The 22,272-nt window shown below is 71.5% G+C and carries 19 protein-coding genes and 2 pseudogenes; 8 read left to right on the top strand and 13 right to left on the bottom strand.

Annotation, left to right across the window (positions count from 1 at the left end; translation table 11 throughout):
* Positions 1–92: 92 nt before the first annotated feature.
* Positions 93–211 (bottom strand): annotated as a pseudogene (locus tag ACFYMU_RS31065) (PfkB family carbohydrate kinase); the annotation flags it as partial.
* Positions 212–265: 54 nt separating this feature from the next.
* A pseudogene (locus ACFYMU_RS31070) lies at positions 266–376 on the bottom strand (sugar kinase); the annotation flags it as partial.
* Positions 377–542: 166 nt separating this feature from the next.
* Here ACFYMU_RS31070 and ACFYMU_RS31075 point away from each other — a divergent pair.
* On the top strand, positions 543–1,820 hold the full coding sequence (locus ACFYMU_RS31075; protein ID WP_388380373.1) for an amino acid deaminase: 1,278 nt from the start codon (positions 543–545) through the stop codon (positions 1,818–1,820).
* Between the two features lie 51 nt (positions 1,821–1,871).
* Positions 1,872–3,497 (top strand): amidohydrolase family protein, encoded by a 1,626-nt coding sequence (locus ACFYMU_RS31080; RefSeq protein WP_388380376.1) that lies wholly within the window; start codon positions 1,872–1,874, stop codon positions 3,495–3,497.
* A gap of 183 nt (positions 3,498–3,680) precedes the next feature.
* Here ACFYMU_RS31080 and ACFYMU_RS31085 read toward each other — a convergent pair whose 3' ends face one another.
* Both ACFYMU_RS31085 and ACFYMU_RS31090 read right to left on the bottom strand, forming a co-directional pair.
* Positions 3,681–4,583 carry a serine protease gene (locus ACFYMU_RS31085; protein WP_388380379.1) on the bottom strand — a complete coding sequence of 301 codons (903 nt, stop codon included), beginning with the start codon at positions 4,581–4,583 and terminating at the stop codon, positions 3,681–3,683.
* 188 nt (positions 4,584–4,771) lie between these two features.
* Positions 4,772–5,587 (bottom strand): hypothetical protein, encoded by an 816-nt coding sequence (locus ACFYMU_RS31090; RefSeq protein ID WP_388380381.1) that lies wholly within the window; start codon positions 5,585–5,587, stop codon positions 4,772–4,774.
* A 127-nt stretch (positions 5,588–5,714) separates the two neighbouring features.
* On the opposite strand from ACFYMU_RS31090, the gene ACFYMU_RS31095 reads away from it, so the two are divergent.
* On the top strand, positions 5,715–6,926 hold the full coding sequence (locus tag ACFYMU_RS31095) for a pyridoxal phosphate-dependent aminotransferase (RefSeq protein ID WP_388380383.1): 1,212 nt from the start codon (positions 5,715–5,717) through the stop codon (positions 6,924–6,926).
* 102 nt (positions 6,927–7,028) lie between these two features.
* The gene (locus ACFYMU_RS31100; protein ID WP_388380386.1) at positions 7,029–7,454 is read left to right on the top strand and encodes a hypothetical protein; all 426 of its coding nucleotides are present in this window, start codon (positions 7,029–7,031) and stop codon (positions 7,452–7,454) included.
* Between the two features lie 228 nt (positions 7,455–7,682).
* On the opposite strand, the gene ACFYMU_RS31105 is transcribed toward ACFYMU_RS31100, so the two are convergent.
* Positions 7,683–8,180 carry a hypothetical protein gene (locus ACFYMU_RS31105; RefSeq protein WP_388380389.1) on the bottom strand — a complete coding sequence of 166 codons (498 nt, stop codon included), beginning with the start codon at positions 8,178–8,180 and terminating at the stop codon, positions 7,683–7,685.
* A gap of 417 nt (positions 8,181–8,597) precedes the next feature.
* On the opposite strand from ACFYMU_RS31105, the gene ACFYMU_RS31110 reads away from it, so the two are divergent.
* The gene (locus tag ACFYMU_RS31110; RefSeq protein WP_388380392.1) at positions 8,598–9,872 is read left to right on the top strand and encodes a glycosyltransferase; all 1,275 of its coding nucleotides are present in this window, start codon (positions 8,598–8,600) and stop codon (positions 9,870–9,872) included.
* Positions 9,873–9,884: 12 nt separating this feature from the next.
* Here ACFYMU_RS31110 and rfbD read toward each other — a convergent pair whose 3' ends face one another.
* From rfbD to ACFYMU_RS31135, 5 genes are all read right to left on the bottom strand, one after another.
* A complete protein-coding gene (rfbD, locus tag ACFYMU_RS31115) occupies positions 9,885–10,793 on the bottom strand; it encodes a dTDP-4-dehydrorhamnose reductase (RefSeq protein WP_388380394.1) in 909 nt (302 codons plus the stop codon).
* The gene (rfbB, locus tag ACFYMU_RS31120) at positions 10,790–11,764 is read right to left on the bottom strand and encodes a dTDP-glucose 4,6-dehydratase (RefSeq protein ID WP_388380397.1); all 975 of its coding nucleotides are present in this window, start codon (positions 11,762–11,764) and stop codon (positions 10,790–10,792) included. The genes rfbD and rfbB overlap by 4 nt, the downstream gene beginning before the upstream one ends.
* A gap of 69 nt (positions 11,765–11,833) precedes the next feature.
* Entirely contained in the window at positions 11,834–12,433 is a 600-nt protein-coding gene (locus ACFYMU_RS31125) for a dTDP-4-dehydrorhamnose 3,5-epimerase family protein (RefSeq protein ID WP_388380400.1), read from the bottom strand.
* Between the two features lie 145 nt (positions 12,434–12,578).
* On the bottom strand, positions 12,579–13,574 hold the full coding sequence (gene rfbA, locus ACFYMU_RS31130) for a glucose-1-phosphate thymidylyltransferase RfbA (protein WP_388380403.1): 996 nt from the start codon (positions 13,572–13,574) through the stop codon (positions 12,579–12,581).
* Between the two features lie 177 nt (positions 13,575–13,751).
* Complete coding sequence (locus ACFYMU_RS31135; RefSeq protein WP_388380406.1) at positions 13,752–15,575, bottom strand: phosphoenolpyruvate carboxykinase (GTP); 1,824 nt, start codon at positions 15,573–15,575, stop codon at positions 13,752–13,754.
* 308 nt (positions 15,576–15,883) lie between these two features.
* Between ACFYMU_RS31135 and ACFYMU_RS31140 the strand changes: the two genes are divergently transcribed.
* On the top strand, positions 15,884–16,597 hold the full coding sequence (locus ACFYMU_RS31140) for a hemolysin III family protein (protein ID WP_388380408.1): 714 nt from the start codon (positions 15,884–15,886) through the stop codon (positions 16,595–16,597).
* 287 nt (positions 16,598–16,884) lie between these two features.
* Here ACFYMU_RS31140 and ACFYMU_RS31145 read toward each other — a convergent pair whose 3' ends face one another.
* From ACFYMU_RS31145 to ACFYMU_RS31155, 3 genes are read right to left on the bottom strand one after another with little or no spacing between them, the layout of a single operon-like run.
* A complete protein-coding gene (locus ACFYMU_RS31145) occupies positions 16,885–17,358 on the bottom strand; it encodes a cupin domain-containing protein (RefSeq protein WP_388380411.1) in 474 nt (157 codons plus the stop codon).
* Positions 17,355–18,941, bottom strand: coding sequence for an FAD-dependent monooxygenase (locus tag ACFYMU_RS31150; protein WP_388380413.1), 1,587 nt, complete (start codon positions 18,939–18,941; stop codon positions 17,355–17,357). The genes ACFYMU_RS31145 and ACFYMU_RS31150 overlap by 4 nt, the downstream gene beginning before the upstream one ends.
* Positions 18,942–18,970: 29 nt before the next feature.
* Positions 18,971–20,494, bottom strand: coding sequence for an MFS transporter (locus ACFYMU_RS31155; protein ID WP_388380416.1), 1,524 nt, complete (start codon positions 20,492–20,494; stop codon positions 18,971–18,973).
* 73 nt (positions 20,495–20,567) lie between these two features.
* On the opposite strand from ACFYMU_RS31155, the gene ACFYMU_RS31160 reads away from it, so the two are divergent.
* Positions 20,568–21,221, top strand: coding sequence for a TetR family transcriptional regulator (locus tag ACFYMU_RS31160; RefSeq protein ID WP_388380419.1), 654 nt, complete (start codon positions 20,568–20,570; stop codon positions 21,219–21,221).
* 374 nt (positions 21,222–21,595) lie between these two features.
* Entirely contained in the window at positions 21,596–22,255 is a 660-nt protein-coding gene (locus tag ACFYMU_RS31165) for a TetR/AcrR family transcriptional regulator (RefSeq protein ID WP_388380422.1), read from the top strand.
* Positions 22,256–22,272: the final 17 nt, after the last annotated feature.

Below are 22,272 nucleotides of genomic sequence, written 5' to 3' on the forward strand. Positions count from 1 at the left end.
ATCGCCTCGCGCCATGACTGACGGCCTATCAAGAACGAGCCCCCGCGCGCAGGCGATCTACCGAACTCCTGATCCGAACTCCAGACAGGACCTAGGTCGCCCCGGACGGTGAGCGCGGCGGCGGCCATGAGGTGGCCGGGCGCAGCCGTTCGCGGTCGGCGAGGCCGCGGAGGGGGGCCGACAGGAACCCGGCGGCGAAGGCGTCCCCGGCGCACCCCGCCCGCCGGCCCCGGTGCCGCCCGGACGGGCGCGTCCCGCCGGGCGGCCGGGCGGCCGGGACGGTGGCGGCCGGCATGCACGCCACGGTGGACTCGGCGCCGCCGATCCCGCCTTCGAAGGACGGCACATCGGCCGGCCGGCCGGGTCGCGACGGCAGCGGCGGTGGTCCGGCGGTCGTCGGAGGTCACGATGCGGGTGGCTCCTCGTCGTTTCGCGGGTAGGGCGGCTTCGTCGACCCCGCGTCGGCCGGGATGGTGGACAGCGAAGAGCGATATACACAATCGATGTTCCAGGGATTGCAACACACCACGTCAGGAGGCTCCATGGATGCCGGGAAGACCGCAGAACGCCTTGCCGCTCTCATGGCGGAACGCGTCGACCACCGCTTCAAGGGCCTTCCGCCGGACGCCGCGGGGCTGACGCTCGCGGACCTGGCGGCCGAGCGCCGCAACCTCTTCACCGACGGTTTCACCACCCCGGTCCTCGCTCTCTCCGCCGAACGCCTCCGGCACAACCTCGATCTGATGGAGACGTACACGACCCGCCACGGACTGGCGTTCGCCCCGCACGGCAAGACCTCGATGGCCCCCCAGCTCTTCCACCGCCAGATCGAGCACGGCGCGTGGGGCATCACGCTCGCGGTCCCCCACCAGGTGCGGGTGGCACGGCGGTTCGGCGTCCGCCGGGTGTTCCTGGCGAACGAACTGGTCGATCCGGCGGCCCTGCGCTGGATCGCGGCCGAACTCGCCGCCGACGCGGACTTCCGCTTCGTCTGCTACGTGGACTCGGTGCGCGGCGTCGAGCTGATGGACGAGGCGCTGGGCGGGACCGGGCGCCCGGTGGACGTGGTCGTCGAGCTGGCGGCCGGCGAGGGCGCGCGCACGGGTGCCCGCACCGAGGCGGAGTGCGCGGCGGTCGCGGACGCGGTGGCGGCGACGGGGTCGCTGCGTCTGGTGGGCGTGGCCGGATACGAGGGCGAGGTGCCGCAGGCGGATCCGGAGCGGGTGCGCGCCTGGCTGCGCCGGCTGACCACGCTGGCGGTGGACTTCGACGAGGCGGGCCGGTTCGCGGGGCTCGACGAGATCGTGGTGAGCGCGGGCGGCAGCGCATGGTTCGACGCGGTGGCGGACGTCTTCGCGCAGCTCCCCCGCATGTCCGCCCCCGTCCTCAAGCTGCTGCGCTCGGGCGCGTACGTCTCCCACGACGACGGCCACTACCGCAGACTGACGCCGTTCGTCAGGGTCCCGGAGGAGGGCGCGCTGGAGCCGGCCTTCCGCCTCTGGACACAGGTGGTGTCCAGGCCCTCGCCGGAGCAGGCCTTCGCCAACGCCGGCAAGCGCGACGCGGCGTACGATCTGGACCTGCCCTTCGCGCTGGTGGTGCGCCGGGGCGGCAAGGAGCGCCCGGCCACGGGCGTCTCGGTGACCGCCCTGTCCGACCAGCACGCTTGGCTCCGTACGACCCCGGAGGCGGACGTGGAGGTCGGGGACTGGCTCGGCATGGGCCTGTCCCACCCGTGCACGTCCTTCGACAAGTGGCAGCTGATTCCGGTGGCCGAGGCGGACGGCACGGTCGTCGACTACATCCGCACGTTCTTCTAGGACACGGCAGGACATAGCAGAAAACAGCACGAAACAGGAGGAAACGTTCCCATGGATCTTCCCGATCTCGCCGACCTCGTCATCCGGGACGCGGACGTCGTCGACGGCAGCGGCGCCCCCTCCTACCGTGCCGATGTGGCGGTCAAGGGGGGCCGGATCGTCTCCATCGTCAAGGAGGCCGCGGGCGCCGGCTGCCAGCGCCCCAGGGCCGTGCGGGAGTTGGACGCCGAGGGCCTGGCCCTCTCCCCCGGCTTCATCGACATGCACTCCCACAGCGACCTCGCCCTCCTGCGCGACCCGGACCACAGCGCGAAGGCCGCCCAGGGCGTGACGCTCGAGGTCATCGGGCAGGACGGGCTCTCGTACGCCCCGGTCGACGACCGCACGCTCGCCGAGGTGCGCTCCGCGATCACCGGCTGGAACGGCCGCGGCGACGACATCGACTTCACCTGGCGGTCCGTGGGCGAGTACCTGGACCGGCTGGACCAGGGCATCGCGGTCAACGCGGCGTATCTGATCCCGCAGGGCACGGTCCGGATGCTGGCCGTGGGCTGGGAGGACCGGGAGGCGACGCCCGAGGAGCTGGACCGGATGCGCCGGCTGGTCGCCGAGGGGATGCGGCAGGGCGCGGTCGGCATGTCGTCCGGGCTCACCTACACGCCCGGCATGTACGCCAAGGACGCCGAACTCACCGAGCTGTGCCGGGTGGTGGCCGAGTACGGCGGCTACTACTGCCCGCACCACCGCTCGTACGGGGCGGGAGCGCTGAAGGCGTACGAGGAGATGGTGGCCCTCGCCCGTGAGGCCGGCTGCCCGCTCCACCTGACCCACGCCACCATGAACTTCGCCGTCAACGAGGGCCGCGCGCCGGATCTGCTGTCCCTGCTGGACGAGGCCCTGGCGGCGGGCGCGGACATCACGCTGGACACCTACCCCTACACCCCGGCCTCTACGACGCTGGCCGCGCTGCTGCCGAGCTGGGCGAGCGAGGGCGGGCCGGAGGAGATCCTTCGGCGGCTGGCCGACGACACGGTGGCCGAGCGGATCCGCCACGGCATGGAGGTCCTGGGCTCCGACGGCTGCCACGGTGTGCCCGTCGAATGGGACACGATCGAGATCTCGGGCGTGAGCGATCCCGCCCTCGAGTCCTACGTCGGCAGGACCGTCCAGGAGGTGGCGGACGTGCGCGGCGAGGAGCCGTGGGCGATCGCCCGCCGACTGCTGGTCGAGAACCGGCTGGGCCCGACGATCCTGCAGCACGTGGGCCACGAGGAGAACGTCCGGGCGATCATGCGCCACCGCGTCCACACCGGCGGCTCCGACGGCATCCTCCAGGGCGCCAAGCCGCACCCGCGCGCGTACGGCACCTTCCCGCACTATCTCGGCCGGTATGTAAGGGAGTTGGGGGTGCTGTCGCTGGAGGAGTGCGTCGCCCATCTCACCTCGCGCCCGGCGGCCCGGCTGCGGCTGCCGGACCGCGGCCTGGTCCGCGAGGGGTACCGCGCCGATCTGGTGCTGTTCGACCCGGCCACGGTCGCGGCGGGCGCCACCTTCGAGCGGCCCCGCACGCTTCCGGCGGGCATCCCGTACGTCCTGGTCGACGGCCGTTTCGTGATCGAGGAAGGACGCAGGACGGACGTGCTGGCGGGACGGGCGGTCCGCAGGACTCCGGTGTGACCGCCCGCCCCGCGCCTGCTAGTGCCCCGGCAGGCAACGTTTGTCCGTCAAGGAGCGGCGTCCGGTGCGTGCTCTCGGTGTGCCGGGTGCAAGTCCTCGTACTGGATGTACGTGGGCTTGTGCCCGGTGCGGCGAGAGTGCGTGCCGGGCGCCGCGACGGGGCGAACGTTGCCTGTTGGGGCACTAGGGCTTGGGCAGGACGCAGCCGCTCGCGCTCAGGTTCAGCTTGTTGCCGGCCCCGAAGCACGCCGGGATCTGGTAGGTCTCCTCGGCGTAGTTGATGCCCTGGCGGACGGTGACGTTGCCGCTCTCGTCGACCTCGCAGGGGTTGTTCACGGTGCAGGTCTCGCCGTCCTCGTTGCCGGTGTTGTTGACGGCGACGACCTTGCCGGTGGCCTGGTCGACGACGGGCGATCCGGACGTGCCCCCGATGGTGTGGCAGGCGGAGGTGTAGCGGACCGAGTCCTTCCAGGTCCAGTCGCCCTCCTTCAGGCGGTAGACGAACCCGTCGACGGAGCAGTTGTAGATCTCCTTCCAGTAGCCGGAGACGACGCTGATGGCGGTGCCGGCGACCGGATGCGTGTCGGCGAGGGTGAGCGCGCTGATGCCGTACGAGCTCTTGATCTGCGCATAGGTCTTCGTGAGCTGGTAGATCGTGATGTCCGTGTCGGTCATCGTGGAGTAGGCGACCTTGCTCGCACGCAGCGTCGCGACCCTGCTGCCCGATGAGTTGAGCAGGCCGAAGCTGCGGCTGGACGACTGGTCGACGATGACCTCACCGGGCGACGGGAAGCCGGTCTCCAGGCAGTGACCGTTGGAGAGCACGAGCGCGGGGTCGGTGTCCGCGGAGCTCGGGAAGCGTATGACGGACCCGGAGCAGTTGCTGAGTGAGACCGTACCGGCGAAGTTGACGGCCTGGATGGTCGCCGTTCCGGACGCCGTGGCCGTCCGCGCGACCGAGGCCGGCTGCGCGGCCGTACCCGTCCCGGCGGACGTCGGGGCGGACCGGGGTGCCGCGACCGCCGGTGCCGCGCCGGCCCCGGCGATCGCCAGGGCGAAGAGCGCGGCGACGAGAGGCTTTCTCATGTGGGGGTCCCCTCTTGATGAGTCTGCGATGACGTGGCGGCCGGAGGTCTTCCGACAGCCTTGATTTGTCATGCGCATTGTTAGTGGAGGGGCGTGCGGGGGCAAGGAGTGGTTTTCGGCCGCCTCAGGCGGACATCCGGACACGACGCCGGGCGACGCCGGGGCTCCCCCCCAATCCCGGAACCCGACTACCTGGGGCCCTTGGTCGCCCCGTGCCCACGGCCGGGCTTGCGGACGACGCCCGTCGTCCCGGTCGCGGAGGCGGAAGGGGAGGCGGCGGGGGCACCGGCGGTGGGCGCGGTCGGCCCCGCCGGGCTTCCGCTCGCCGCCCCGGAGGCGCTCGACGAGGGGCCGGCCGAGGGGGCACGTGTGGCCCCGTCGGACGGATCGCCGGACGGCCCGGTCGAGGGGACCCCCTCCGGGAGCGGCAGCGACGGCTTCACGTTCGGGCGCGCCGGTTCCCCGGCGCCTCCCGGCGCACCGGAGGAGCCGGAACCGAAGGCCCCGGCGAGCGCGACGGCGACACCCACGGCTCCCAGCGCCCCGGCGGCCACGACCGCGGGACGGCGCAGCCGGAAACGCGGTGCGGGGCGGGCCCTGCGCCGCGATCCGGCGCGCGGGCCGGGAACGAGGGCGCGTCCGTCGTCGTGCGCCCCGGAGCCGGAGCCGCCGTCGTGGGCGTCGTGGGCGTCGTAGGCGTCGTAGGCGTCGTAGGCGTCGTAGGCGTCGTAGGCGTCGAACGTCACGGAGACCTGGTCACCGTCGTGAGGCACGGCCGGCAGCCTCTGCGTCTCGTCGTAGGCGTTCTGCCAGCCGTGCGCGGACGCCGGGTCGGCGTACCGGCCGTACTCGGGCGCCGCATCGACGTACGGCTGGTACACGTTCGGCGCACCCTGGGGTTCGCCGTTCTCCTGGTGCGGTCCGCCGGCGGGGTGGGCGTCTGCCGCGTCGTTCGCGGCAAGTGCGCCGTACGCCCCGTCGCCGGGCCGGTGCTCCCATGACATGGCCGCGCATTCTAGAGGCGGGAGGCACGGCCAGGGCAGCGACCGACGGTAACAGGACATACCGCTCCCGTCTCACGTGGTGGAAAACACGCCGCGCGATGCGTTACGCGGCCGTAAGCTCACGGATATGCAGGTGATCCAGTCCACGAAGCTCACCAACGTCTGCTACGAGATCCGGGGTCCGGTTCTCGAGGAGGCGATGCGGCTGGAGGCCGCGGGTCACCGCATCCTCAAGCTCAACACCGGCAATCCGGCCGCCTTCGGCTTCGAGTGCCCGCCCGAGATCCTCGAGGACATCCTCCGCAACGTCTCCTCGGCGCACGGCTACGGCGACGCCAAGGGCCTGCTCGCCGCGCGCCGGGCGGTCGTCATGCACAACCAGACCCTCGGCATCGAGACGGACGTCGAGCACGTCTTCATCGGCAACGGCGTCTCCGAGCTGATCGTGATGGCGATGCAGGGCCTGCTGGACGACGGCGACGAGGTGCTCGTACCGGCGCCCGACTACCCGCTGTGGACGGCGGCGGTGTCGCTGTCGGGCGGCACGGCCGTCCACTACCGCTGCGACGAGCAGTCGGACTGGATGCCGGACCTCGCGGACATCGAGCGGAAAGTCACCGACCGCACCAAGGCCCTCGTCATCATCAACCCGAACAACCCGACGGGCGCGGTGTACGACGAGGCGATGCTCCGGGGCCTGACGGACATCGCACGCCGGCACAACCTCCTCGTCTGCTCGGACGAGATCTACGACAAGATCCTCTACGACGACGCGGAACACATCGCCACGGCCAAGGTGGCCCCGGACCTGCTGACGCTGACCTTCAACGGCATGTCGAAGGCGTACCGGGTGGCGGGGTACCGGGTGGGCTGGATGTCGATCTCCGGCCCCCGGGCGCACGCGGAGTCGTACATCGAGGGACTGACGGTCCTCGCGAACATGCGACTGTGCGCGAACATGCCGGGCCAGCACGGCGTGGTGGCGGCGCTGAGCGGCCGTCAGTCGATCAAGGACCTGGTGCTGCCGGGCGGGCGGCTGAAGGAGCAGCGGGACACGGCGTACGAGCTGCTGACGCAGATCCCGGGCGTGACCTGCGTGAAGCCGAGGGGCGCGCTCTATCTGTTCCCGCGTCTCGACCCGAAGGTCTTCAAGATCAAGGACGACCGGCAGATGGTCCTGGACCTGCTGCGCAGCGAGAAGATCATGGTCGTGCAGGGGACGGGCTTCAACTGGCCGGAGCAGGACCACTTCCGGGTGGTCACGCTGCCGACGGTGAGCGACCTGACCGCGGCGGTCACGAGGATCGGGAACTTCCTGGACGGTTACAGCCAGCCCTGACACTCACCTTGCGTGACCCCCTGGCCATTTTTCCGATCCGGCTCAACCTTAGACGAAATCCAAGCTAGGATGGCTTCCTGTCAGAGCACAGGAGGCCGCCCCATGTACGAACCGATCCGCACCAAGTCGGTCCACACGATGGCCGGCACCACCTCCGACTTCCCGCACCGTTCGCGCGAGGAGGCGCTGGACATCCAGCTCGCGGGCCATCTGGCGGCGCTGCTCGCGGCGACGGACGAGCTGCGCGCACTGGCCCCCTCCGCGGAGCTGGACACGGCCGCCGAGCGGCTCGCCGAGCAGGTGACGCGGCTGCGCGGCAGCACGCCACCCGTCCGCGCGACGGCGACCGCGCCCGCCCGCGGGCCGCACGCCGCGGTACTCCACCGGCGTGCCCATGCACTGGCGGGCCGCGCCCTGGTGGTGGCGGCGTCCCGTGCGGACACCGCGGCGGCGATCCTGTCGGCGGAGCGCATGGACGCACATTCCGCCGCACTGGCCGGGCCGCGCGAACGCGTCGCCGCCGGCTGACCCCTCCCGAGCCGCCCGAGCGGCTCCCTTCGACGGCCCCGGTCCGCGTGCACCCGCAGCGACGCGCGGACCGGGTGCCACCCTCCCCGCACAGACGGCGAACGGTGCCCGCGGGACCGAAGTCCCGGGGCACCGTGACCGTGGGGGGCCGGAGGCAGGAACCGGCCCCCCACCCGGGTCCGCTCGCGATGAGGCGAGCAGCCGTGCGTGCCGCCGCTCCCGCGGGAGTCAGTGCGTACGGTGAGCGCAGACGACGTAGGCGGTGAGCACCTCACCCGCCGGAAGGGGCGTGCTGACGCTCGCCTGCCACGCGGTGGGCGTGTTGCCCACACCGCTGGGGACGGGGAGGCTGGTGACGATCGTGCCCGCGACGGTGGTGGTGAACGGGAACGTGGTGTCGGCGGGGATGGTGATCGTGGGAGTGGCACCGGTGATGTTGAAGCCGCCGCCGGTGGCCACGTCGCCGGAGTACAGGCAGGGGGCGATCGCGGTGGTCGCGCCGGCCGCGGCGGTGACGGAGTTCACGTAGGTGGTGGCCTCACCCCCGTGATCATCCCCGTGACCCCCGTCGCCACCGCCGTTGCCCTGGACCTGGCTGGCGCTGCCGGAGTCGTCGGACGTGTCGGCGAACGCCACCGCGCCCGAGGCGACGTTGAGCGCCAGAGCCAGCGCGCCGACCAGGCTCGCGGCCTTCACACGACTGCTGCGATTCGTTGTACGGCTCACCTGAGAACCTTCCTCACGAAGGGAGAGGGACCTGACCGCGAGCGGGCGCACCGATGGGTGCACTCCGTTCCCCCGCGGGTCACGTCGCTGTGGAACGAGCGTGACCATCCTTCACGCTGCGCACCCAGATGATCACCTTTGGTGTCCGTGTCATATGCAGAAGATCACCCGACGGGACCATCGGCTCACCCGAAAGGACCGTCACCACGTGCACCCGGAGCGCACCCTCGGTTGCCGCGGACGCACCGTCACCGCCTGCATTCGGGTGGTCCTGTGCCCCGTCTGTCTGCCGAATGGCCGCGTACGGGGGGGCGGGCTCGTAACGTCGGCGAACACGACGGTGGTTCGGGCCGGTTCCTCCCGCACCGCCACGGCCGTTCGGCCCTCACCGACAACGAGCCACGCAGGAAGCGCCAGATGACGTCGCCCCCGACACCCCAGTTCTCCGTCTTCACACCCAGCCACAGGCCCCGTTTCCTCGATGAGTGCCTGACGACCCTGCAGGCGCAGACCTGCGCCGACTGGGAGTGGATCGTCCTGCTCAACAACGGCGCCCGCTGGCGTCCGGAGCACCCCGACGAGAGGGTCCGTGTGGAGATCGCGGACGAGGTCCGCGGCGTGGGAGCGGCCAAGCGCAGGGCCTGTGAACTCGCGCGCGGCGAGATCCTCGTGGAGCTCGACCACGACGATCTCCTGGTGACGGAGTGCCTGGCGGAGATCGCCAAGGCCTTCGACGAGCATCCCGAGGCCGTGTTCGTCTACAGCAACACCGCACAGATCACGGAGGACGGGAAGCGCGACGACAGCCGCTTCAACGCGGCGCACGGCTGGCAGTACGAGGAGGTGCGGGTCGACGGCCGCACGGTGCTCCAGTCCCTGGCCATGCCGCCGACCCCGCACAACGTCTCCTACATCTGGTACGCGCCCAACCATGTGCGGGCGTTCCGCAGGGAGAGCTACGACAAGGCCGGTGGTTACGACGCCGCCCGCACGGTCCTCGACGACCAGGACCTGATGTGCCGCCTGTTCCAGATCGGCGACTTCCACCACATCCCCCGCTGCCTGTACCTCCAGCGGATGCACCCGGCGAACACCCAGCGCGAGCCGGAGATCAACGCACACATCCAGCGCGAGACGGTCGCGCTCTACGACCGGTACATCGAAGCCAACGCCCTCGCCTGGACCCGCCGGCGGGGACTGCTCGCCCTGGATCTCGGCGCGGCCCACCGCAAACCCCCGGGCTACCTGGGCGTGGACCAGTACCCGGGGCAGGGTGTCGACATCGTCGCGACCCTGCCCGGGAAGCTGGACCTGCCCGACAGCTCCGTCGGCCTGATGCGGGCGGTGGACTTCCTGGAGCACGTGCCCGCCAAGGTGCCGCTGATCAACGAGCTGTACCGGCTGCTGGCACCCGGCGGCATGCTCCTGTCCATGACGCCCAGCTCCGACGGACGCGGCGCCTACCAGGACCCGACCCATGTCGCCTACTACAACGAGAACTCGTTCTGGTACTACACGGACGACCAGTACCGTGCCTTCGTGCCCGAGATCGAGGCCAGGTTCCAGAAGTCGCGGCTGGTCACCTACTTCCCGACCGAGTGGCACTCCCGGAACAACATCTCCTATGTGGTCGCCAACCTCATCGCGATGAAGGAGGGCGCCGCGCGCTGCGGCGGGCCGCTGCTGGTGTAGCCCCGGCGCGGTTCAGGGGCGGTGCGTCCTTCGCGCCTCGGCGGCCAGCGCGGCGAGGCGCGGGGTGTGCAGGGCGGCGGTCAGCTGGTCGTCCCAGCGCGGCAGGGGTACGAGACCGGCGCGCGCCCAACCGCCGTGAGCGAGCACGGAGAACGCCGGCCGGGCGGCGGGACGGGGAAACTTCTGCGAACCGACCGGTCGGATCCGCCCGGGGTCCAGACCGCTGAGGCGGAACGTCTCACGCGCCAGGCCGTACCACGTGGTGCGGCCGGCCGCCGTGCCGTGGTAGACGCCTGCCGGGGCCCGCCCGGCCAGAGCGGCACGGCCGAGGGCCGCCAGCTGCCGGGCGAGCGCCCGGGACCAGGTCGGCTGGCCGTGCTGGTCGGCCACCACGTCCAGCGTCTCGCGCCGGGTGGCGAGTTCCAGCACGGTCGCCACGAAGTTGCGGCCGTGCTCGCCGTAGAGCCAGGCGGTGCGCACCGTGTAGCCGGTGCGGGGCAGCAGCTCCGCGACCGCGTGCTCCCCCGCCAGTTTGCTGCGCCCGTACGCGTTCAGGGGTCTCGTCGGCGCGTCCTCCGGATGGGGCCGGCGGGCATCGCCCGGGAACACGTAGTCGGTGGAGACGTGCAGCAGCAGGGCACCGCTGCCCGCGCATGCGGCCGCGAGGTGCCGGACGCCCGTGCCGTTCACGGCGGTGGCCGCCGCCTCGGACCGCTCCGCACCGTCGACGTCCGTCCAGGCGGCGCAGTTGACGACCACCCGGTGACCGGCGACGGCCGCGCGCACGGCCGCCGGGTCGGTGATGTCGAGCCGGTCACGGCCCGCCTCCGTCACCACCGCCTCCGGGTCGGCGGCGAGTTCGGCGAGCATCTCGCGGCCCAACAGCCCGCCCGCGCCGCTCACCAGCCAGCTCACGGTCATCGCAGCCCGGCCCTCTCCTTGAGCGGCTCCCACCAGGAGCGGTGTTCGCGGTACCAGGCGATCGTGGCGGCCAGTCCGTCGGCGAAGGGCACCTGCGGGGCGTAGCCGAGCTGCTCGCGGATCTTGCCGTCGTCCAGCGAGTAGCGCAGGTCGTGCCCCTTGCGGTCGGCCACGTGCGCGACCCGGTCCCAGCCCGCGCCGAACGCGTCGAGGAGCAGTCCGGTGAGCCGGCGATTGCTCAGCTCGGTGCCGCCACCGATGTGGTAGACCTCCCCGGCCCGGCCCCCGTGCAGGACCAGGTCGATGCCCCGGCAGTGGTCGGAGACGTGCAGCCAGTCGCGGACGTTGCGGCCGTCTCCGTACAGGGGGACCGGCTTCCCGTCGAGCAGGTTGGTGATGAAGAGCGGGACGACCTTCTCGGGGAACTGGTGGGGCCCGTAGTTGTTGGAGCACCGGGTGACCACGACGTCCAGGCCATGGGTGCGGTGGTAGGCGAGCGCCAGCAGGTCGGAGCCCGCCTTCGAGGCGGAGTACGGGGAGTTGGGGGCCGGCGGCGACTCCTCGGTCCACGAGCCCTTCGCGATCGAGCCGTACACCTCGTCGGTGGACACGTGCAGAAAGCGGCCCACGCGGTGCCGTCGGGCCGCGTCCAGGAGGATCTGCGTCCCCAGCACATTGGTGCGGACGAAGGGACCGGCCCCGTCGATCGACCGGTCCACGTGCGACTCGGCGGCGAAGTGGACCACCGCGTCCTGGCCCTCCATGACCTGGTCGACCACCTCGGGGTCGCAGATGTCGCCGTGGACGAAGGTGTAGCCGGGGTGGGCCGCCACCGGCGCCAGGTTGGCCTCGGTCCCCGAGTAGGTGAGCTTGTCGAGGACGGTGGTCCGCGCCGCCGGATCCGCGGTCAGCCGCCGGCGGACGTATTCCGATCCGATGAATCCGGCGCCGCCGGTCACCACGATGCGCATGATCGCCCCGGTTCTCCCGCCATCGGCCGTCCGGCACCGGGCTCCTGACGACGGTCCATGGTCATCACCTCACGCGCTGCCGACGAGACTGCTGCGATAGGCGCCGCAGTCCTCGTACGAGGGCAGCAGGCCCTGCCGCCGGGCCTCCTCCAGCGTGGGCGCCCCGGCGTCCTTGGCGGAGAGCACCGGCTCCAGGTCCTCGGGCCAGGCGATGGCCAACGCCGGGTCGAGCGGGTCGATCCCGTGCTCGCGGTCCGGGGCATAGCCCTCGGAGCACAGGTAGACGACGGTGGAGTCGTCCTCCAGCGCCATGAAGGAATGGCCCAGCCCTTCCGAGAGGTAGAGGCACCGGTGTGTGGTGTCGTCGAGCCGGACCGCCTCCCAGGTCCCGAAGGTCGGCGAGCCGAGACGGATGTCGACCACCACGTCGAGGACGGCGCCGCCGACGCATGTGACGTACTTGGCCTGGCCCGGGGGGACCGACGCGAAGTGGATGCCGCGCAGCGTGCCGCGAGCGGACCGTGAGCAGTTGGCCTGTCGGAGGCCGAGGCCCTGACCGGTCGCCCGGTGGAACCGCTCGCTCCTGAACCATTCGTGGAATCGTCCCCTACCGTCCGTGAACACCTCCGGGGTGTCCACCCAGGCCCCTTCGATACCGAGTGGCTCCACGTGATCGTCCTTTCCACCACGCAACTCCTCGCGCCGATCGCTCCCTCCGTACCTTCGGGACGACCACCCGGGGACTTTAGGGCGTGTTGCGAAAGCCCCGTCCGGCCCGCCCTTCGGGCGGACGACGCCCCTTTCGCAACACTCCCTAGAGCCGACCGGTCCCGGCCGGACTCTGGACCCGGTCCGTACCCCGCGCGCCGCCGTGGACGGGCAGGAGTTCCCCCTGACGCGAGCCGCCGCTCCTTCGGGGTGTGACGACATGCCGGCAGTCCCCCGGACCCTCCTCCAACAGCCCCAGCAGATAGTGCCCGTATCCGCTCTTGAGCAGCGGCCGGGCCAGTTCCCGGAGCCGGTCGTCGTCGATCAGGCCGGCCCGCCAGGCCGCCTCCTCGACACAGCCGACCTTGAAGCCCTGACGCTCCTCGATCACCCGGACGAACTCCGACGCCTGCACCAGGGACGCGAAGGTCCCGGTGTCCAGCCAGGCGGTGCCCCGGCCGAGCCGGGTGACGTGCAGCGCCCCGGCGTCCAGGTAGACGCGGTTGAGGTCGGTGATCTCCAACTCGCCCCTGGCGCTGGGCCGCAGGCCCCGGGCGATGTCCACGACGCGGTGGTCGTAGAAGTAGAGTCCGGGCACCGCGTACCGGGACTTGGGCCGGGCCGGTTTCTCCTCGATGGACAGGGCCCGGCCCCGTTCGTCGAACTCCACCACGCCGTAGGCGGAGGGGTCGGCGACCTGGTAGGCGAACACCTGCCCGCCCTCCAGGCGGTCGTGGCGTGCCAGGCGGGTGCCGAGACCGCTCCCGTGGAAGATGTTGTCGCCCAGGATCAGGGCGACCGACTCGCCGTCGATGAAGTCCGCTCCGAGGACGAAGGCCTGGGCGATGCCCTCGGGGCGCTCCTGGGCCAGGTACTCGAGCCGCATGCCCAGCTGACTGCCGTCACCGAGCAGTCGGCGGAACTGCTGCTGGTCGTCGGGGGTCGTGATGACCAGGACCTCCCGGACGCCGGCCATCACCAGCGTGGAGAGCGGGTAGTAGACCATGGGTTTGTCGAAGACCGGCAGCAGCTGCTTCGACACCGAGCGGGTCAGCGGCCACAGTCGCGAGCCGGTGCCTCCCGCCAACAGGATTCCGCGCATGGCAGCACCCTAGGCGAAATGCCCCCGAATACCGCTTTGTCGCGCGGCTCACGCGGCGGGGCCCGCCCGTACGCGGTCGTACGAGGCGGGCCCGCCTGTGGTGCGTGCGCTGTCACCGCGGCCGGCCCGAGGAGCAGGTCAGGGCACATCCAACCGGCCGCGGAGTTCATGTCGGGGTCAGCCCAGGCGCTGCACCAGCGCCCGGTACTGGTCCCACAGCTCCTTGGGAGCGTGCTCGCCGAAGGTGTTGAGGTGCTCGGGGACCAGGGCGGCCTCCTCGCGCCACACGTCCTTGTCGACCGTGAGCAGGAAGTCCAGGTCGGACTCGGACAGGTCCAGGCCGTCGGTGTCCAGGGCCGCCTTGGCCGGCAGGATGCCGATCGGGCTCTCGACGCCCTCCGCCTTGCCCTCCAGGCGCTCCACGATCCACTTCAGGACGCGGCTGTTCTCGCCGAAGCCCGGCCAGACGAACTTGCCCTCGTCGTTCTTGCGGAACCAGTTGACGTAGTAGATCCGCGGCAGCTTGGACTGGTCCTTGCCCTCGCCGATCTTGATCCAGTGCGCCATGTAGTCGCCCATGTTGTAGCCGCAGAACGGCAGCATGGCGAACGGGTCGCGGCGCAGCTCGCCGACCTTGCCCTCGGCCGCGGCGGTCTTCTCGCTCGCCACGTTGGCGCCGAGGAAGACACCGTGGTTCCAGTCGAAGGACTCCGTCACCAGCGGGACCGCGGAGGCGCGGCGGCCGCCGAAGAGGATCGCCGAGATCGGCACGCCCTTCGGGTCCTCCCACTCCGGCGCGATGATCGGGCACTGCGCGGCCGGAACGGTGAAGCGGGAGTTGGGGTGGGCGGCCGGGATCCCGGACTCGGGCGTCCAGTCGTTGCCCTTCCAGTCGGTGAGGTGGGCGGGCAGTTCCTCGGTCATGCCCTCCCACCACACGTCGCCGTCGTCGGTGAGGGCGACGTTCGTGAAGACGGCGTTGCCCCACATCGTCTTCATCGCGTTGGCGTTGGTGTGCTCGCCGGTGCCGGGTGCGACACCGAAGAAACCGGCCTCGGGGTTGATCGCGTACAGCCGGCCGTCCTCGCCGAACCGCATCCACGCGATGTCGTCGCCGATCGTCTCGACCGTCCAGCCGGAGATCGTCGGCTCCAGCATGGCGAGGTTCGTCTTGCCGCAGGCGCTCGGGAAGGCGGCGCAGACGTACTTGGACTCGCCCTGCGGCGGCGTCAGCTTGAGGATCAGCATGTGCTCGGCCAGCCAGCCCTCGTCGCGCGCCATCACGGAGGCGATGCGCAGGGCGTAGCACTTCTTGCCGAGCAGCGCGTTGCCGCCGTAGCCGGAGCCGTAGGACCAGATCTCGCGGGCCTCGGGGAAGTGCGAGATGTACTTGGTCTGGCTGCAGGGCCAGGGCACGTCCTCCTGGCCGGGCTCCAGCGGGGCGCCGACGGAGTGGACGGCCTTGACGAAGAAGCCGTCGGAGCCGAGCTCGTCGAGGACCGCCTGGCCCATGCGCGTCATGGTGCGCATGGAGGCGGCGACGTACCCGGAGTCGGTGATCTCCACACCGATCGCGGAGAGCGGGGAGCCGAGCGGGCCCATGCAGAAGGGCACGACGTACATCGTGCGGCCGCGCATGGAGCCGCGGAACAGGCCGTCCGCACCCTGGAAGATCTCCCGCATCTCCGCGGGGGCCTTCCAGTTGTTCGTCGGGCCCGCGTCCTCCTCCTTCTCGGAACAGATGAACGTCCGGTCCTCGACCCGCGCGACATCGGTCGGGTCGGAGGCGGCGTAGTAAGAGTTCGGGCGCTTGATGGGGTCGAGCTTCTTGAAGGTGCCCTTGCGGACGAGTTCCTCGCAGAGACGCTCGTACTCGGCCTCGGATCCGTCACACCAGACCACGTTGTCCGGCTGCGTGAGTTCGGCGATCTCGTTGACCCACGAGATCAGGTCTTTGTGCTCGGTGGGGACCGTTGTGGGAGCCGCGATGTCGCGCGCCACGGTTGCTCCTAGATGAGGGATTTTGTGTTGAATGCCCCGTGGGGGCCGCGGCCCGGATGCTTTGCCGTCGCTCATCCGGTACCGACCGCACTCATTTGATCATCCGCCCGGATTGCCCATCTGTCCAGAGGAGCGCCCAGCTGAGCAGAGTGAGGATCGCCACGTGTCATCGCGTTTCTTTGCGTCCACGTGGGGTTGGGATGGAATAATCTTTCCGGTCGCCCCGGGACCGCGCAGACCGGGCGGCCGGGGTGATACCGGTCGCACTTTGATACGCAACTTACGGTTCCGTAGGTACCATGCGGCGCATGACTGCGTCCGTCCCCGACGCGCCCACGGACTCGCCGGCAGCCGGCCGCGGTCCCGTCGCGCTTTCCCTGCCTCACTCGGTCAAGCCGAAACTCCGCGGCTGGTTGCATCTCGGGATGTTCCCGGCCGTTCTCGTCGCCGGCCTCGTGCTCACCGCCCTCGCCGACTCGACCCGGGGCCGCATCGCCTGTGGCGTCTACGCCCTGACGGCCTGTCTGCTCTTCGGTGTGAGCGCGCTCTACCACCGCGGCAACTGGGGCCCGCGCATGGACGGCGTGCTGCGCCGGCTCGACCACGCGAACATCTTCCTGATCATCGCGGGCACCTACACCCCGCTGACGCTGCTGCTCCTGCCGGGGGCGAAGGGCCAGTGGCTGCTGTGGGGCATCTGGGGCGCGGCCGCCGCCGGAATCGTCTTCCGGGTCTTCTGGGTCGGCGCCCCGCGCTGGCTCTACACACCCTGCTACATCGCGATGGGCTGGGCGGCCGTCTTCTTCCTCCCCGACTTCCTGCGCACCGGCGGGATCGCCGTCCTCGTGCTCGTCGTCGTCGGCGGGCTGCTCTACAGCGCGGGAGGCGTGATCTACGGGATGAAGCGGCCGAACCCGTCGCCCCGGTGGTTCGGCTTCCACGAGGTCTTCCACTCCCTCACCCTCGCCGCGTTCGTCGTGCACTACGTGGGGATCTCCCTGGTGGCGTACCAGCACGCATGACCCCTCCGGCCGGACCGCCCCGGCAGCCCGTTCACCAAGGCCGCGGCACCGACGCCGCGGCCTTCGTCGCGTCCGGAGCCGTCGCGCCGGGAATCGCGGCCCCCGGCTCCGCACGGAACCCTCCCGCCCTCGACACCCCTCCATTTTGAGAGTCTCTGCCATTTCACGGCTACTGTCACTTCGGGTGCTCTACGGGAGCCGCCGCGCGGGCACCGCTGCCGCGCGGGCCCGTTCGTGCCAGTGGCTCGGCAGCCCGCGCGGTGGGTGGGTGTTTCTGACGAGTCCGGTCACCTGGCCTTGACGACGCTGAGCAGTACGGCGGCCTCTTCGATCGCTTCGAGGCTGTGGCGTGCGGACGGAACGACCAGCAGATCCCCCGCAGCGCCTGTCCAGGAGGCGGCCCCGGTGCGCAGCTCGACCCGGCCCCGCAGCACCAGCACGGTCGCGTCGCCCGGGTTCTCGTGGTCCGGGAGGCAGGAGCCGGCGCGCAGCGCGACGAGGTGCTGGGTCAGCAGGCCGAGTTGCCCTGTGGGGAGAGGCGCGATGCTGCGGCCCGTCGGGGACGACGTGGCCTGGCCCAGGTGCTTGTGGATCAGGGTGTCGAGCGACGTCGGCGGTGATTCGGTCCGCGCAGTGGGCTCGACGGGCGACGCGTCGTGGGCGTCGTGGTGGGGCATGGTGTTCTCCTGACGGTCGTGGGGATCGTGGGACTTCGCCGCGGCCGCGCGATCGGCGGTTCCCGGGTCGGTCGGGTTCTTCATGTGCCGCTGAGTGGCAGAGGGTGGGCGGGAACGGGCAGTTGCGCCCGGACGGCGTCGGCGGTCGCCGCGGTGGCGGCGACGTGCCCGTCGGGCCGCACCAGGGTGACCCGGTCCAGTCCGTGGAGAGGTTCGGCCAGGGCCTGGTGGTCGAGGTAGACCATGGGGATCTCGCCCCACTCCGCCGCGGCGGCGTCAGGGGCCCGCTCGTCGGCGCGGCCGGTGACGATCCAGGTGTAGCCGTTTCCGCTGAGCCGCTCGTGGAGTCGGCCGCCGAGCGCGAGCCGGGGATTGGGCAGGCGGCGGCCGGCAGCACGCGAGGTGGTGGTGCGCGCGAGCGGGCCGTCCCGGTAGCCGATGTCGAGCATGCCGACGCCCCGGCCGAGCCGCGCCTGCACCCGCCGGCGGGCGATCACGTGCGGTGCGACGGCCCGGACGGCGCGGTGCAGCACCGGGTTCGTCGTGGTCAGCACTCCGGTCGCGCGGGCTGTGCCCTTCACCATCGCCTGCGCGACCGGGCGGCGCTCGGCCTCGTAGCTGTCGAGGATTCCGGTCGCCGGGCCCGGCTCGAGACGCTCGGCGGCGGCCAGCTTCCACGCGAGGTTGTGGGCCTCCTGGACGCCGGTGTTCATGCCCTGTCCGCCGACGGGGCTGTGGACGTGCGCGGCATCGCCGGCGAGGAACACCCGCCCCTTGCGGTAGTGGTCCACCAGGCCCTGGCTCAGGTCGAACTGTGACTGCCACACGACGTCGTGGCTGCCGAACTCGATCCCGGCGCGGCGCCGGATCAGGTCGTCGAGGTAGGTGGCGTCGACGGTGGGGGGCGGTCCGGCGGCCCGGGTGGGGAGGTGGGCGATGATGCGCCACCGGTCCGGTTCGGGCATCGGCACGATGAGCAGGAGCGGTTCCCGGCCCAGGAACATGTGGCCTTCGTCCTGCTCGAGCGCGGCGGTGGTCTTGACGTCGGCCAGCACGAAGGTGGCTCCGGCGTCCGTTCGGTCCAGGCGCAGCCCGACCTGGTTGCGCACATGGCTGTGGGATCCGTCGCAGCCGATGAGCCAGCGCGAGCGGATGGTCTCGGTGCTGCCGTCGGCGCGCTCCACGATCGCATCGACGTGGTCGCCGCGGTCGCTGACGGTGTGGAGGGTGGTGGACCATTCGACCTCGACGCCCAGCGAGACGAGGTGGCGTTCGAGGATCTGCTCGGTGGCGTACTGGGGGATGGACAGCCAGTAGGGGTAGTCGGTGTCGCCCCAGGGCTGTCGGAGCAGGTCCACGCGGGTGTGGTGCCGGGGGCCTCCGATGTGTGCGTTGAGGGCGGTGAAGCGTGCGCCCTGCGCGATGACGGCGTCGGCGATGCCCATGGCGGCGAAGACCTCGAGGGTGCGGGCGTGAACCACCAGGGCCTTGGAGAACGGTGACCGGGACGGCTTGCGTTCGACGATCCGTACGCGCAGACCGTGGCGGCGGGCTTCCGCGGCGGCGGTGAGTCCGGTGGGGCCGGCGCCGACGACCAGCACGTCGACGTCGGGGGTGGGGGCGGGCAAGGGGTTCGGCAGCGGGGCGCCGGTGTCGTGCTGCGGCATGGCGGGGTCTCGGTTTCAGGTGGTCCGGGTCAGTCGGCGGCGTCGGTGGCGTCGCGGCGCCGCTTTCGGCCGAGCAGTGCGGCGACGGCCAGGGCCGCCGTGAGGGCGACGCCGGAGGCGGCCATGAGGGCGATGTGGAGTCCGTCGGTGAAGGCGGTGCGTGCGGGGTCGAGGACGGGGCCGCCGATGGCGGTGGCGGCGGCGATGGAGGAGCGGGCCGCCTCGGTGACGTGGGCGGGCACCCCGGTGGGGTGGAGGTGGTCGCGGTAGACGCCGTTGAGGAGGCTGCTGAGGACGGCGATGCCGAGCGCGCCGCCGAGTTCGCGGGCGAGGTCGTTGACGGCGGAGCCGACGTTCTGCAGCCGCGGGGGCAGCGCGTCGGTGATGGCGGTGGTGGCGGGCGGCATGGCCAGACCCAGGCCGGCGCCGAGCGGGATCAGGCCCGCCGCGACCTCGGGATAGGAGCTGTTCGGGCCGAGGTGGGCGAGGATCGCGAGTCCGAGGGCCAGGCCGATCAGTCCGAGCGTCCACGGGCCGCGGGCACCGAACCGCGCCGACAGCCTGGGGCTCAGGCGTGAGGTGGGCACCATGCCGATCGGCATGGCCAGCAGGCTGAGGGCCGCCCTGAGGGCACTGTCGCCGCGCAGCAGTTGCAGGTACTGCATCAGTACGAACATGAACCCGAACAGCGCGAAGAACTGCATCGTGATCGAGAGCGATCCGGCGGCGAAGCGCCGGTTGCGGAACAGCCGCGGGTCCAGGAGCGGGTGGCGCTGCCGCAGCTCCCACAGGACGAAACCGACCACGAGCAGCAGGCCGAGCCCCAGCCCGGCCAGCGTCGTCGCGCTGCTCCAGCCGTTGACCGGTGCCTCGATGACCGCGTAGACCACGGTCGCCACCCCGCCCGCGGCGAGCACCGCACCGACCAGGTCCAGCCGTGGCGCGCCTCGCTCGGCCGACTCGGGCACGAACGCCAGGGTGCCGGCCAGCGCCACGGTGACCAGGACGGCGTTGAACCAGAACACCGACGCCCATGACCACGACTGCAGCAGCATGCCGGACGCCATCAGGCCGAGCACGCCGCTGGCACCCGCCACGGCCGCCCAGACGCTGACTGCGCGGGCCCGCTGCTCGCGCGGGAAGGTGCTGGTGATGGTGGACAGCGTGGCGGGCATGACCAGCGCGGCCCCGGCGCCCATCACCGCGCGCAGCCCGATCAGCATGTCCGGGCTGGTGGAGAGGGTGGCACCGGCCGACGCGGCGCCGTAGACCAGCAGGCCCGCGATCAGGGCCCGGCGGCGGCCGAAGCGGTCGCCGAGCGCTCCGGCGGGCAGCAGCAGCGAGGCGAAGACCAGGCTGTAGGCGTCGATGATCCACGACTGCTGTGTCTGGGTCGCGTGCGTCTGCGTCGCGATGTCGGGCAGCGCCACGTTCAGCGACGCCATCGCGGAGACCACCACGGCCAGCGCGAGACAGGTCACGGCCAGGACGAGACCGGGCCGTCGGGCACCGGCCGGCGCGTCGACATCGGGGGTGGACTGGGTGTCGAGCATGAGGGGCGGCCTCCTTGGCCGAACGTTCTGACCTGCCCACACTCGCTCGCGCCGGACTACTATCTCAACTGTGATGAATAAACCGGAAGGGCGGCGCGGACGCCGGGTCGGCAGCCCCGACACCCGCGGCCAGATCCTCACCGCGGCCCGCCGCCGCTTCTTCGCCGACGGCTACCGAGCCGTCACCATGCGGCAGATCGCCGCCGAGGCCGACGTGGACCTCGCGCTGCTCAGCTACTACTACGGCTCCAAGAAGGGCCTGTTCAGCGCCGCGGTCACCTCCTCCGCCAACCCCGCCGACGTCATCGCCCACGCCCTCGAAGGCGATCCGGCGACCCTTCCGCAGAGGGTCCTGCGGGACCTGCTGGTCCTGTGGGACGACCCGGTCACCGGCGCCCCGCTCAAAGCCATGCTCGGCAGCATCGCCCAGGACCTCGCCTTCGCGGACCTGGTCCGCGAGATGCTGGAACGCGAACTCATCACCCGCCTCACCGCACGCCTCGACGGCGTCGACGCCAGGAAGCGGGCCGCGGCCTTCTGCACCCAGGTCGCCGGCGTCGTCGTCACCCGCTACCTGCTGCGCCTGGAACCCGTCGCATCCATGCCGCCTGATGAAATCGTGCGGCTCTTCACCCCCGCGCTGCGCGACGCCCTGCAGCCGGACCGGCGCCCGCCCGCCGCCCGGGGGTGGCCACCCGCAACCCGACGCGGTCCAGCCAGGCCGTAGTCTCGGCGCGCATCGAGCAGAAGACCGTCCGGCTGCGGACCCGGGCGGAGCGGGAGAGCACCTGGCGGCGAGCCGCGCTGCCGGACCAGCTCCGCCGACCTGCGCGGCGGGATCGCCCTGACATCCGATGCGCCCGCACCCAGCAGGGCGAGCTCCTGCGCCCGCTCCAGGGCCCGCTTCGTCTCCGGGCCCGCCGCCCGTGTCCTCGCACCCCTCGCCACCCCCGTCGCGCCGACCGCCCGGCTCGTCGTCCGCGAACGCCGCAGCGCACGCCCGGCGCTGCTCACGGCGGCCCTGCCGCCCGGTCCGAAGCCCGCACCGGACCTCCCGCGGGAGGACTCCGGCATGGTCCCGGCTCCCGGGAATGCCGGACAATGACGACCATGGCCGCTACCGCACACCGCTCGACCCCCGCCGCACAGCCCCGCCTGGGCCTGCGCGAGCGGAAGAAGATCAAGACTCGTACGGCGATCCGCAAGGCGACATACCGGCTGGTCCAGGAGCAGGGCTACGACGCGACCACCATCGAGCAGATCGCGGAGGCGGCCGAGGTCTCCCCCTCCACGGTGTTCCGGTACTTCCCCACCAAGGAGGACATCGTCATCACCGACGAATACGACCCGCTCCCGGAGGAGGCACTGCGCGCACGGCCGGTGGACGAGCCCGTGATGGAGTCGCTGCGGCAGGTGCTGCGCACCGCGGCGGAGCGGAGCATGTCGGGGGAGTACGAGACGCCCGAGGAGACGGCGCTGCGCGGACGGCTGATGATCGAGGTGCCGGCGGTCCGCTCCCGGATCACCGAGAGCATGTCCGTGACCGGCCGGATGATGTGCGAGGTGGTGGCCGAGCGCACCGGGCGCGCCCCCGGCGACCTCGAGGTGCGCGTGTTCTGCATGGGCGTCGTCGGCGCGCTGATGGAGGCGATGCGGTACTGGGCGGAGCACGGGCAGCGGGGCGACCTCGGCGAGTACGTCGGCCGCACGCTCGACGTGCTCGAGCACGGTCTGCCGCAGCGGAAATCCGCGGCTCCCTGAGCCGTTCGCATGCCATC

Origin of the sequence: Streptomyces sp. NPDC007264, assembly GCF_042869095.1 — a bacterium.
GTDB lineage: Bacteria > Actinomycetota > Actinomycetes > Streptomycetales > Streptomycetaceae > Streptomyces.